This window comes from Paenibacillus sp. MZ03-122A (assembly GCF_024213325.1).
Classification (GTDB): Bacteria; Bacillota; Bacilli; order Paenibacillales; family Paenibacillaceae; genus Paenibacillus; species Paenibacillus polymyxa_B.
Genome location: NZ_JANAVI010000010.1, coordinates 85,123 through 97,760, shown reverse-complemented (window position 1 = coordinate 97,760; position 12,638 = coordinate 85,123). Strand labels below are relative to the sequence as shown.

Genomic DNA, 12,638 nt, shown 5'->3' with positions numbered 1-12,638 from the left:
TTGCTATATACCAGCTTTGCTAGCTAAGTGTTCTATACTATTACTTCACTGTTTCATCCTGTACATGTTCTTTACAGAAGGTCTCAACAGCTTGCAACTCATCATCTTCAAGTTCAAGATCAATGTAACGATTCGTTACTTTTTCAATTAATTCATACTTTAGCAGTCCCGTCTTTTCTTCGTCTACTAAATAAAGACAACGGATATACAGTCCGTTTTCAGTGTATAGCTCGTCGTCCTCCTCTACCTCTACATCAATGATAAATTCATAACGCTGTCCAGTCAAAATACCAAAAGCATCTTTAATCTGATCTACTGTGTACGTTGTAAAGTTTAACATGTTTTTATTCCCCCCGGGTTTCCTTCAATTACGGTGCATTCTACGCCCGCAGGCAGTAGTTGTTCAACTTGTGTACGTACTTCTTGACGACTCAAATCCTGACCCATGATGGATATCCAGCCCCGATCATTACGCGAGCGAATTAAACGCCCTATGCCTTGTCTGAGTCTAAGTGCCATGTGAGGCATATCTATCTGAATAAACGGATCTGCTGCATCCTTGCGCAGAGCCATAAAAACCGGATCATTCGGAGGAAATGGCAGTGACCAGATAATGACGTGCGACAGAGAAGGTCCAGGAATATCCAATCCTTCCCATAATGTAACAGCGCACAACACACTTTCCTCATCATTCTGAAAAGCTGAGATCAGATGGCTGATTTCAGCCGAACCTTCGTACAGAAAACGATAGGCAGACGCCTCCGGGTAGTCAACGAGACCCGCCTGGAATGCAGCCAGTTCTTCCTGTGAAGGAAACAGGATAAGCGCTCTTCCCTGTGACTTCTCCAGCAGTGCCAGTGCTCTCGGGATTGGATCATCCCCCGCTTGCAACGGGTACAGTGCAGCTTGCATCTGATCGCTGTAGTCATAAGGTGAAGCAACAGAAAACGTTAACGGATTTTCAATACCAAGGCTCTGCGCCATATAGTCAAATGAGCCCTCTACGGAAAGTGTAGCTGAAGAGAATACGATCGGTATATGCTGCGCAAATACTCGTTCTTTGAGAATCTCTTTGACCATCTTCGGCATAACCACAAGCGTTAATCCATCCTGATCCTCCATCACCCACGAAATGAGAAGTTCAGGACGCTTAAACAAAGCCAACGCGGTTTGAATCATTTCCAAATGTTCTTCCACAATTTTGACTTGATACTCATCCAAAGAGAATAGCCCGCTTTCAAATACAAGCTCTTCTTCGATCGTGCCGATCAGTTCACCAAAGCGGTTTACCTCTCGAATCAGTGACTCATTCAGAATGAACTCCTTGCGATTAGAACCCTGTACAGGCTGACTGTTCTTATCAAGCGCAGCGAACAAAGCCTCACTTTGGGAGATCGCATCTTCGATCGTCATTGCCAAAGATTCCCGTACTTCTCCCTCCAGCAATCGGGTAATTATAGATTCAAACTGAGCGTGCTTAAGCTTGTAGGTAAGCGCATTTTGTGCCGCTGTCTCCAGCAAATGCCCTTCGTCAAAGACAACAGAGCTGTGCTCCGGCAGCAACGGCAGCTGACCCTCGCGCTTTCTCGCTTCGTAGGTCCATACATGCTCCATGTAAAAGTCATGAGAGCAGATGACCAGATCTGCCGCTTTACGGTAATGATCACGAGACAACGTCTGACCGCAACGATGCCGCTGATGGCAAACGAGACAGTCTTGAAATACATCCCATCCGAGTCTGCTCCACTGTCCATCTGTTAGCTCGGGATATTCCTTTCGGTTCCCGTAAGGAGTAAAGGATTGTAACGTATCTGGAAAATGAACAAAATCCGGCAGTTCCTGATAAATATCACGGAAAACATCTGCGTCCTCATCCAGTCCGCCTCGTACCTCATCCAGCTTATTCAGACAAATATACTGATCCGGCGACTTCCCCAATCTGGCATCAATCGTCAGATTCAAATGCTGTGCCAGCTTGGCAATATCCCCTTCCGGCTTTACCAATTGTTCAATTAACGATTCGTCCGCACAGGCGATAATCGCTGGTTTTCTCATGTATCGGGCATATGCAATAGCGTACAGCAGGTATACGAGCGTTTTACCAGTGCCCACACCCGCTTCTGCAAAAATGGTCTTTTTTTCCTTATAGGCACGTTCTAGCTGGAATGCCATATAAATTTGTTCATCCCGAACCTCAAAGCCGACTTCAGGCAAAACTTCATAAAATACATCCGCAATCCAGTCACTTGCCTGCTCAATAAACGGCTTGGACGGATCAAAGGCAAAAGGGTAAGTAGTCAATCGGGCTGTGCCTCCAATTCGTTCATAATGTGCATCCTTTCATTATAACGCAAAACAAGCTAAAAAGAACATGAAAACTGTAAGAACAGCTTACATTTTTTATTTCGCTATAAGAATCCCTTTAAAATAAAGGGACATACTTTTGTCTGAGTGAGACGCTACGTGTAGCATTTGATCCTACGATCGCTGTTGCCCCGGGATTCTCAGATTTTCATAAACCTTTAAAAGGTAAGAATCCCATGGCAAAGGCGAACGCTACGCTTCTCCATATTCAAATCCTCCACTACGCTGCACACCACCGTAGTATCGTTATTTTATAAATGAAAAATGTCTTGCTTTCCTGACAAAAAAAGTAAAACACCTTAACAAAATGAAAAAACAAATAACCACCTAATGTATTGCAAGCATTAGCTGGTTTCTTGTTAATTGAAAAATATGCATTAAACAGAAGCTTTGGTGATCTCCTATAATACTTACAGAAAAGACGATTGCTGGTCATATCGCTGCAATTCTTTTTTATGTACAACAAAGGTGTTGGTACAAAGATCGTGGAGTCCCTGTTTTTTGGCAGTAAAAGCAACCACAATATAAATAATATAAGCAATTACAAAAGAAATAGCTTTAATCCAATAACGCCCTGAGGCGTGTAAAAATCCAAGGCGTTTTCCTTCCTTGTCCACGACAACTAAAGAGAACGCAAGCTTACCCGGTGTAGCCTGAACTTTCGACGACTCCCATAAACCACAATACAGCCATGGTAGCAGGAGCCAAAGAATCAGCGGCCACAACATAAGCAGTACTTGTATGAAACCCGTCTCCTTTATGCCCAGAAGATCTGGGATAATGTAAATTGCGCCCCCTATTAAAAGGACTATGGCAGTAAGGATGATCAGATCAATCAAAAACGCTGCTGTTCTTATCCAAAATCCTCCGTATATTCTTTTTGTACTATCGCTTATTGCTGTCATGATATGTATAACTCCTTTTGCAAATGAGATTTAAAATCCAGTTTATTCCTTTACACAAGATGATATCATACGGTTACCTACCTATATTGTCAATTTACGAGCAAATGCTCTTAAACAAGTAAAAGGACCTATTTCCATGCATCAAAATGAAAATTTTCATAGGAATTAAGAGCTTATATATATTCATTTTTCTCTGATTGAGTACAATTTAAGCGCAGCTACAATCTTTTAACCCCCTATAAGTAGTACTTTGGCATCGAAATAAATCCAGCCTTTTCATGCATAAAAAAACAGCGTATATGTAATAAAATTACACACACGCTGTCTCACAATTCATTCCGTAAATCTGACAAATTATAGGACGATTAAATATGAGTTCGTTCTTGCACGCTTATACACTATATTTTTTTGCATTCAACACTAAACAAACCTTCTTCACCGCGCAGCTTTGCCAATGCCTCGACAAAGAAATAATCGCCATAGATAATGGGAACGTTGATGTATTTTTGCTCAGGATAATGTACGGTCCCGTTCATCAGCAATCCCTCATACTCCTCGCCCCATGCTGTACACGTATGATGCAAGCCCTCGAGGATAGATTCTGCTGCTTCTGTAAAATGCTCCGCACGCGTCGAATATTTTGCCAGCTCCAGCAAACCACTGGCCGCAATTGCCGCAGCCGATGAATCCCATGCCCCGCGGTGCTCTTCTTCTGCTCTAAAATCCCACACAGGCAGGCAAGCATCACCCAACTGGGATAGGAAAAAATCAGCTGTGTTCTCGGCCACCTTCAAGTAACGCGAATCCCGCGTGTACCCATACGAAAGCGTAAAACCATACAAAGCCCAAGCCGTGCCACGTGCCCAAGCAGAACCGGGAGCAAATCCCTGTCCGCCATGCTCGGCGACCTTTTTTCCAATCTCCGGATCGAATTCGACCACATGTGTGATAGAGCCGTCCGAACGGACAAATTCACGTGCTACGGTATCTGCATGCTGCACAGCGAGAGCGGCAAAACGCGGATCTCCGCTTTCCTCCGAAGCCCAATAAAGCAAGGGTAGATTCATCATACTGTCTATAATCGCAACGCCCCGTGTATCCATGTCCTTCGAGGGGAAGTTCCACGCGCGAATAAAACGGCCATTCACGTTAAAACGGGCAGCCAGCAGATTGGCAGCCAACAGCCCACGTCTTCTGGACTCTAAATCTCCGTTCAGCCGATAGGCGGCCACACCGCTGAGCAGCCAAATAAAGCCAAGATCATGGTCTACAGCTTCGCTATTATAGAGTATTTTTTCCAAACGACCCTCGCACCGCTGTGCAACCCCGGCAGCCACACTGTCAGGACGCGTCCGATTGACTAGCCACAGCAGCCCCGGATAAAAACCTGCTGTCCACCACGCTTCTTCACGATTATCATAACGTCCACCCTCAGCAACATGTGGAAAAGCGTCTCCCAGTCTTGCCGCCAAGGCAAGCGTCTTATCCAAAGCCAGCTCCCACGATTGCTCCAGCCACGCTTCTGCTTTCGTCATTTCTTTTTCCTCTCCTTTTTCCACATGTTAAATCATATTTATGGCTCTAGCTCTATCTATTCAGGTAACCGAATTATAAAGGAAATGCAATTACTTTCACATTCCAGACGCGCTCCCTTAAGTAACCCATTCCGACAGGCCACGGAAGCTAATTCTTCCGGCCATACCACGTTCGTTCCTTCCGTCGTCGGAATGACTTCGAGGCTTGCACCTGCGTATTCTACTCGAATGCTTTCCGTTTCTTCCCCGGCTGACATGACATGATGAATAACGCTGCGCTCCCGACCGTCATACGCCATTAAGGGAATAAGCGCCCCTACATTCTGAATATTGCCTTGAAGCTCATACGCCACTTCAATTTTGCCGGGTACCTGACAATAATGCGTTCGGATTTCCCTCACTCCCGGAAATGGGCCTTTCCACAGGAGTGTAAAATCCGTTGCTCCGTCAGACGCTGAGCTTTGTTCCATCTGTACGGTTCCTCCACCATCCTGCGGGTCAATCCCTCCATCCCGGTCGAACTCCAGCGTACCAGGAATACCTTCCGACAAGCTGTGCCACTTTCCGTCCTCCGTTTGCCAGGCCGGGGTATAGCTTAGCGGGAAAATATCTCCCTCCGCGAAGCCTGTAAAGCCGCGGTCTGCATGACCTGCTGAGGACGGACCGATCAGCGACGGCAGCGCAGACTGCTGAATACGCACGATGCCCGGAACATTGTACGGATCGTTGACCGATGTTTGCACAAGCATTTGCTGCCCCTCTACGGCTGCAATGACAGTCTGGAACCAACCGTCCGTTGCCAACACCCGGCTGCCGATCTCCGCCGGGATGAAGGTTGGGGAAATGCGATTCATCTCCTCACCATGTAGAAGGGTGTGGGCCAGCACAGCCGCCGTCCACAGACTGTAGCAGGTATGATTCGAGTACACCTCAAAGCCATGCCGTGCCTCGGACGAATAATGGTTGCGGACGATATGCAGCTTGCCGTCATCGGTCTGCCAACGGCTAATGGCTTGCCAGCATAGATCTGCTGCCCGTCGGAACGCACCTGCAAGCCCATGCTCTCCTGCTGTAAAAGCCTGCTGAGCATGTGTTGTAAAGACAAAGGCCGCCGCCGCTTCGTTCCACTGATGCTGCGCGCTTCTTCCACGCGGCGGAATTTCCCCGTGCGGGGATAGCGCCAGCAATGTGCTGAGCGCTCCCCTGCGAAGGTGGTCACGCAGTTCGAGTGCGCAGCTGCCATCATATCCGTTCTCCAGCATTACGCCCAAATGAAAACGTGTAACAATATCGTAGGCAAATGGACTATTGGGCCGATCCAGCGGTCCATCCTGGTACAGGCCCAAGCCGGTAAAACGAGGCAGGTGGTAGCTGCGGATATACGTCTCCATCCATTCCGAATCGGCTGCAATTCCTTCCGCTGCACGCAAAAACTCGCCGGAAATCATAATCGCATTCCAGTTGATCATCCGGTTCGGATTTTTCATTTTGCTCATCGTAAAAATGTAGGTCTGCTCCGGCTGAATTCTGCTCAGTTGCTGCTTCCAAGCCGTGGCTTGCTCTGGCAGCAGATTTTTAAGGAGCCGATACGCGCCCATCATCATAATTGGAAAAAAGTCTGGGTGGTGATCTGGAGCTTTTTCCTCCACTACACAAGCTATGCTATGCGTCAAGGCCGCAGCAGCAGATTCCAGTAAATCATGCCGACCTTCTTTGACCAACACCGCCGCTGCCAACGCATAGGACGGGGTGGAGTAGTACCGTTCACTTTCAGAATGGGGGTCAATGATAGCTCCGGTATCATCCTGATGCAGGGCATATGCGCGAACCAGCTTTTCCAGCACGGCCAGCTTACGTTGGTGAGTCCATCCGTCATTCATTCGATTTGGCGCGCTTTCCACCTGTTCTATAAATCTCTCCAGCTCCGTCTGCCAAGGGTACACGCTGCCTGTCTGCAGCTTATTCATCCTGTCTGCCTCCCATTCAAAATGAAAATTAATGTATGGTAAAAAACAGATTGCAATCTACGCTTGCAGAATCGCTCCAGTGATTGGAGTCTAGTTGCAGCGATGTTTTATAAAACACAAAGGGAGCTCCGTCATGATCTATGTGCTTCACAGCCTCAAGCCCCGGCCGCAGCACGCCGGCATCATAATCTAGCCTGACGACTGCATTCGCCCCCGTCCATTCTACGAAGCCTGCTCCCAGATTAGGCTGAATACAGCTGATGAAAAACTCCTCCACATCCCATGACTTCATGCTCACGCCAGACGTTTCAAACTCAAAATGATCGGTGACGGTAAGCCTTGCCCCCTCATTTTCCTCTAGCACATTCCATATAAAGGAGCGGGTGAAGACTGCCAATTCTTCTACGGGATAAGCAGATGTCAAATCAAGCTTAAGCCTTGTGCCCGTCTGTACCTCCTCCTGCTCATCCAAAGCAATATCCAGTACAACCGCCTTTGCCTTTGCGCCCGATTGCTGCATAGTCCCATTGATGACAGGCACGGAATGACCACTAGAGGAGATATTAATAATCGACTCTCGTCCCGGTGAAAAATAGGCTTTCGTGTACAAGCCTGCTCCCAGATCACACAATATATTTTCGCCACCGCCATGAAGGATGAAATGTCCAAGATCGTTATGATTGTGCGGTTCATTGTTATGCCCAGCCTTCGCTGAAAATGCAAGCATGACACCTGGTTCACCCTTTTGGCTTCCGGGTCCACTATGGCTGGAACTGCGGCTGCGGCACATCAGCCAACCGAGTTGCGGTAAATAATTGGTAACGGTCTCACCGCTCCCGAATGCCAGAGGATTCGTCCAGACCAAGTTGCGCAATACATGAGCCCAGCGGCGACAGGGGTCTTCCAACAGACCAGGTACGCGGAAAGGGAGTGTAGATGGTCGTTCTTGCAATGAATTCAAATGAGAGATGAGTCCGGAAGGCAATCGTTCAGTTTCACTACTGTCCGAATAATTAGCGAAAATTCCATTCGACAGATGAACCTGCTCTCCAAAGGCTGCAATTTGCCTAACCTTTTTCGAGTTCAGAATATCCACAGCTCCCTCGGTAAATTCACGCAGCATATCGGCAAAATAAATGAAATAACCAAAGCCGTACACCCAGTATCCTACGCCTTCGGGGCATCCCCCGTCCTCACTATAGCCTGCCAAAAAACAATCCAGCGCGCCCAGCATACTCTCGATGGCTACCGCTCTGGAAGAGTCATCTTCTACCAGCAGCAGTGCTGCAATTCCGCAACCGGAAGCACATACTGCCGACCAGTTATGATCTGCAGTTTTCCATCCAAAATGACGAGGCTTCCAAAAAACGGGTTCCAGTACACGACGTTCGATCTCTTCGTGCACCTGAGCGACCACATGGCTAGCCAGTTGTTCTCCTAGCAGCAATAAAATTTCAACCAGCGTTTGTGCTGTTTCGGACACGAATAAATCCACCTGCTGCCAAGGCGGTGTTACGGTGTCCTCTTCATTGACATGTGCAGGAAGCGCCCATGTGTACTCACTGCATATGTCCAGCAGACCGCTTTCCACCTCTTTCATCTTTCGAGGCTCCGGCTTGACAACAGCTTCCAGCACTATAGCAACCAGTCGTCCACGCCGTTCAAAGTACACATCCTCATACGGCTTGCGCTCTCCTGTATTAGCAAATTGCCGAAACAGAGACAACGGCAGTTCAGGCCATGATGCTTCCCGATTATCTTTACAGACACGCTCAATATCCATCCAAAGCTCGGCGTATATCGGCTCAGAAACAGTCGCCCGTAGCCTTTTTGTCCAATTACTCCTTAACCGTTGCCTTGCTGAATCCTGCATGCCGCCAGCCAGCGCCTTAACGAGCCGCGAAGCAGGCCAAGCCTCCCTCAGAAGACTCATCTGCATTTCCTCCTCATGAGAAGCATTTGTTTCACCTTCTTTTTTGTTAACGCTTTCATTGTATCTAACAATCATTGTAAATTCAAAGGGGTAGCAAAACAATTGAGAAAAAATAAAAGAACCTCTATGCCCCGTTGCCGTGGTCATGGAAGTTCTTGTTTTACACTAGTGCCAATCTCCGTCCAGATTCGCTTTGATCATGTTTTCTAAACTGTGGGTTTCTCTTGTTTCCACTTTCTAATCCCGTCATCCTCCAGAATACCCAGTGCTGCATCTGAGATATTAGGATCACGCAGCAAAGCGTCCTCGACTCTAAATTTAATATCGTCAGCATCTGCCAGCGTCATGCCCGGCGTAAGCTCAATCAACCCTTCCACGTGATAATAGCGTCCCTCCTGCAAAATACGCATTTGATAAATATCCGTAACATGCGTATCTGCGAGAATAATGGAAGCCACACGTTCTTCGATATCAGGAGGAGCAGATACACCGATCAAACCTACCATGTTGTCGTAACCGACCCGGAAAGCAACACCGACCATCAGACAACCGATGAGAATACTTGAAATGCCGTCCAGCAGTTTAAAATCTGTCAGCGATGTGACCACCACTGCTAGCAAAGCGAGTACTCCACCCGTTGTTGCTACCAAATCTTCATAAAACACCAGCCGGGTTGGCGGTGCAGCACGCCCCACATGGCGGAACGCAGAGGTGAAAATGCCTAACCCCTTCGCTTCTACTCTGGATTCATGCAGCACTTCTTTCATCGCTTTGCTCCATACAAATCCGTCCACCACTAGTGACAAAATCAGTACTATAACATTAATCCAAAATCCATGTGTAGATTCAGCCGGATGCTGCAGCAAATGAATGCCTTCCAATGCGGTTTCATAGGCCATAATCGTTACGACAATAACGGCAACCATACAGAACAGGTTAATCACTCGTCCAAAGCCGGTAGGAAAGCGTTTTGTCGGTTTTTTCTCTGCCAGTACACTGCCCGCGAATACAAACATTTGATTCACTGCATCCGCAATGGAATGCATCATCGTAGCAAACATAGAACCGCTGCCTGTCAAGGCAAAAGCAATTCCCTTAATCAGAGCAATGCCGGTATTCCCTAACGCCGCCGAGCCCGAGGATTTGTTTCCTTTTTTGACCATACTCCAAAAGGAGTCCTCTTTCTGTTTCACTTCCATCTTGTAGCTCCTCCTGAGGTATACATAATCTGATATATCATCGTTTGTTATGTATTATTTTTAACCCGTCCATATTCTACCTAACCATCTGAGGAGAATCAATACAAACGATAATATTTTCCATGGAAAAGGAATGCCCCATGTCCCCTACGACATGAAGCATTCCCGTTACAACCTTCTATCAGACATACGCTCAGGTTAACAACACAGATAATCTCCATGCGCTGACGATTGACATAAGTGCCTATTTACCAGCTTGATTTCGTTATTCCTGGAATTTGGCCTTTATGTGCCAACTCGCGGAACGCGATTCGAGACAGCTTGAATTTGCGCAAGTATCCTCTAGGTCTGCCTGTCAGCTCGCAACGGCTTTTCAAGCGGGTTGGAGATGAGTCACGCGGAAGCTTTTGCAAAGCTTCGTAGTCCCCTTTTGCTTTCAATTCACGTCTCAGATCCGCATATTTAGCTACAATTTCCTGGCGTTTCTTCTCTTTTGCGACTTTTGACTTCTTGGCCATGTAAAGCTCCTCCTTGTGATATATGCCAATCATGAAGGTTCACCATCACTACCGCGGGATGGATGAATACGGATATGGACATAATTTTACACCTTAAATAGTAATCGTTACGATTACTATTTAATATAACGTGCTCCAGGTAGGTTGTCAACCCAAGCGGTTTGAATCACAACATTAAAAAGCCGTTGAAACAGTAGAACCGATTCATTGTGGTGAACGGTCTGCCGTTTCAACGGCTTTAAAATTTGTTGACTAGCTTTGTTCATTCAGCCAAATGGCAAGCTACCCAGTGATCTGGACGAGCCTCACGATAGAGTGGAATCTCTTTGGAGCAACGATCGATTGCAAAGGGGCAGCGAGTATGGAACTTGCAGCCCGAAGGCGGGTTAACCGGACTAGGGATATCCCCCTTGAGCAAAATCCGTTCTCTTTTCAGCTTCGGCACTGGAATAGGTACAGCCGACAGCAACGCCTTCGTATACGGATGCAACGGATTCCCAAATAGCTCGTCACGCGAAGCCGTTTCGACCATGGAGCCTAAATACATCACGCCAATACGGGAACACAAATGTTCTACCACGCTCAAATCATGCGAGATGAACAAATATGTCAGACCCCGTTCGGCCTGCAATTTGGCGAATAGGTTAATAATCTGCGCCTGTATGGACACATCCAGCGCTGATACCGGCTCATCAGCGATAATTAGATCCGGCTGAAGCGCCAGCGCCCGGGCAATGCCGATCCGTTGACGTTGCCCTCCCGAAAATTCATGGGGAAAACGGTCGATATGATACTCTGACAATCCACATAGCTTGAGCACATCCAGCACAATCTGCCGGACCTCCTCCTTCGTTGCTATACCGTGATCCAGTAGAGCCTCACCAATGGCATCACCAATCCGTACACGCGGATTCAGCGAGCTATAGGGGTCTTGAAAGATCAGCTGAATTTTAGGACGAAGCTCCTGCATCCCTTTGGCAGACAGGCTGTGCACATCTACCCCTTTGTATTTTACGGTACCGTCCGTTTTATCCGTCAATCTAACAATCGTGCGGCCCACCGTGCTTTTACCGCTCCCCGATTCCCCTACCAATCCAAAGGTTTCACCCTGACGGATCGTAAAGCTAATATCGTCTACCGCCCGCACATGTCCTGAAGTACGGTTCATAAATCCGGACTTCACCGGAAAGTACGTTTTTAAGCGGTCTATTTCCAACAACGGCTCAGCCATGAACAACCGCCCCCTCATATAACCAGCAGGATGCTTTCTGCTGAGCTGAAACTTCTTTTAACGTAGGCTCTTTTATCCGACAAATGTCCATGCAATGCCCACAGCGGTCGTGAAAATAACAGGAAGTCGTTAGCTCCAGCGGATTAGGGACCTGCCCGGGGATGGAATACAGCTCCTCTTGGCGCTGATTAAGCACCGGTTTGGATTTTAGTAACCCCTGTGTATATGGATGCTTAGGATGATTGAATAGCTGTACCACTTCGCCTTCCTCGACGATCTTGCCTGCATACATCACTATGACGTAATCAGCCATTTCGGCGACAACACCCAGATCATGAGTGATTAGCATGAGCGACATATTGGATTGAGCTTTAAACTCACGCAGCATATCCAGAATTTGCGCCTGAATCGTTACATCCAGCGCCGTGGTTGGCTCATCCGCGATAAGCAGCTTGGGACCGCAAGAAACAGCAATGGCAATCATAATTCGCTGTAGCATCCCCCCGCTCAGCTCATGCGGATAGCTTTTTAAAATCTGCTCCGGCCGGGATATACCGACCTGTTCGATCAGTTCCAGTGCCCGCTTACGAGCTTCCTTACGGCCCATTTTCAAATGCTCAATCAGTGGTTCGGATAGCTGTTCGCCAATGGTCATGACTGGATTCAATGAAGACATCGGCTCCTGAAAGATCATGGAGATTTCATGTCCGCGAATCGTGCGCATCTCATTTCTGCTAAGCTCTAGCAGGCTGGTTTCCTCAAAGCGGATGCTTCCGCCTGCCACTTTACCACCAGGACTCTGGATCAGACCCATGATCGACATCGCGGTAATACTTTTGCCGCAGCCCGATTCACCGACAATGCATACCGTTTCCCCCGGCTTCACACGGAAGCTGATATCATCCACCGCTTTAATCGTTCCTTCTTCTGTATAAAAATGAGTGCTTAAATGTTCAATGGAAAGTAAATTGTCCATGGTGATAATC

10 protein-coding genes are annotated in these 12,638 nt (G+C 47.5%); all 10 read right to left on the bottom strand.

Translation table 11 applies throughout. The features are described 5' to 3' along the window. Positions 1 to 40: 40 nt before the first annotated feature. Positions 41 to 340, bottom strand: a complete 300-nt coding sequence (locus tag NLX74_RS19830) for a DUF6509 family protein (RefSeq protein ID WP_061831931.1) — start codon at positions 338 to 340, stop codon at positions 41 to 43. Further along, positions 334 to 2,301 (bottom strand): ATP-dependent DNA helicase, encoded by a 1,968-nt coding sequence (locus NLX74_RS19825; RefSeq protein WP_254329740.1) that lies wholly within the window; start codon positions 2,299 to 2,301, stop codon positions 334 to 336. Before NLX74_RS19825 ends, NLX74_RS19830 begins: the two co-directional genes overlap by 7 nt. Before the next feature lie 473 nt (positions 2,302 to 2,774). Then, positions 2,775 to 3,269, bottom strand: coding sequence for an RDD family protein (locus NLX74_RS19820; protein WP_254329739.1), 495 nt, complete (start codon positions 3,267 to 3,269; stop codon positions 2,775 to 2,777). 398 nt (positions 3,270 to 3,667) lie between these two features. Next, positions 3,668 to 4,804 carry a glycoside hydrolase family 88 protein gene (locus NLX74_RS19815; RefSeq protein ID WP_254329738.1) on the bottom strand — a complete coding sequence of 379 codons (1,137 nt, stop codon included), beginning with the start codon at positions 4,802 to 4,804 and terminating at the stop codon, positions 3,668 to 3,670. A 56-nt stretch (positions 4,805 to 4,860) separates the two neighbouring features. After that, entirely contained in the window at positions 4,861 to 6,771 is a 1,911-nt protein-coding gene (locus tag NLX74_RS19810; RefSeq protein ID WP_254329737.1) for a glycosyl hydrolase, read from the bottom strand. A 28-nt stretch (positions 6,772 to 6,799) separates the two neighbouring features. Beyond that, positions 6,800 to 8,704, bottom strand: coding sequence for a heparinase II/III domain-containing protein (locus NLX74_RS19805; RefSeq protein ID WP_254329736.1), 1,905 nt, complete (start codon positions 8,702 to 8,704; stop codon positions 6,800 to 6,802). A 206-nt stretch (positions 8,705 to 8,910) separates the two neighbouring features. Continuing rightward, positions 8,911 to 9,903 carry a cation diffusion facilitator family transporter gene (locus NLX74_RS19800; protein ID WP_069291798.1) on the bottom strand — a complete coding sequence of 331 codons (993 nt, stop codon included), beginning with the start codon at positions 9,901 to 9,903 and terminating at the stop codon, positions 8,911 to 8,913. 248 nt (positions 9,904 to 10,151) lie between these two features. Continuing rightward, a complete protein-coding gene (rpsN, locus tag NLX74_RS19795; protein WP_254329735.1) occupies positions 10,152 to 10,421 on the bottom strand; it encodes a 30S ribosomal protein S14 in 270 nt (89 codons plus the stop codon). A gap of 262 nt (positions 10,422 to 10,683) precedes the next feature. Beyond that, positions 10,684 to 11,652 carry an ABC transporter ATP-binding protein gene (locus tag NLX74_RS19790; RefSeq protein WP_061831924.1) on the bottom strand — a complete coding sequence of 323 codons (969 nt, stop codon included), beginning with the start codon at positions 11,650 to 11,652 and terminating at the stop codon, positions 10,684 to 10,686. Further along, a complete protein-coding gene (locus NLX74_RS19785; RefSeq protein WP_254329734.1) occupies positions 11,645 to 12,628 on the bottom strand; it encodes an ABC transporter ATP-binding protein in 984 nt (327 codons plus the stop codon). Before NLX74_RS19785 ends, NLX74_RS19790 begins: the two co-directional genes overlap by 8 nt. Between the last annotated feature and the right edge of the window lie 10 nt (positions 12,629 to 12,638).

What these genes read in the sequence shown, in the direction of transcription:
- NLX74_RS19810 (WP_254329737.1), bottom strand. Translation starts at nt 6,771, where the DNA reads ATGAATAAGCTGCAGACAGGCAGCGTGTACCCTTGGCAGACGGAGCTG.
- rpsN (WP_254329735.1), bottom strand. Translation starts at nt 10,421, where the DNA reads ATGGCCAAGAAGTCAAAAGTCGCAAAAGAGAAGAAACGCCAGGAAATT.
- NLX74_RS19805 (WP_254329736.1), bottom strand. Translation starts at nt 8,704, where the DNA reads ATGAGTCTTCTGAGGGAGGCTTGGCCTGCTTCGCGGCTCGTTAAGGCG.
- NLX74_RS19820 (WP_254329739.1), bottom strand. Translation starts at nt 3,269, where the DNA reads ATGACAGCAATAAGCGATAGTACAAAAAGAATATACGGAGGATTTTGG.
- NLX74_RS19790 (WP_061831924.1), bottom strand. Translation starts at nt 11,652, where the DNA reads ATGGCTGAGCCGTTGTTGGAAATAGACCGCTTAAAAACGTACTTTCCG.
- NLX74_RS19785 (WP_254329734.1), bottom strand. Translation starts at nt 12,628, where the DNA reads ATGGACAATTTACTTTCCATTGAACATTTAAGCACTCATTTTTATACA.
- NLX74_RS19830 (WP_061831931.1), bottom strand. Translation starts at nt 340, where the DNA reads ATGTTAAACTTTACAACGTACACAGTAGATCAGATTAAAGATGCTTTT.
- NLX74_RS19815 (WP_254329738.1), bottom strand. Translation starts at nt 4,804, where the DNA reads ATGACGAAAGCAGAAGCGTGGCTGGAGCAATCGTGGGAGCTGGCTTTG.
- NLX74_RS19800 (WP_069291798.1), bottom strand. Translation starts at nt 9,903, where the DNA reads ATGGAAGTGAAACAGAAAGAGGACTCCTTTTGGAGTATGGTCAAAAAA.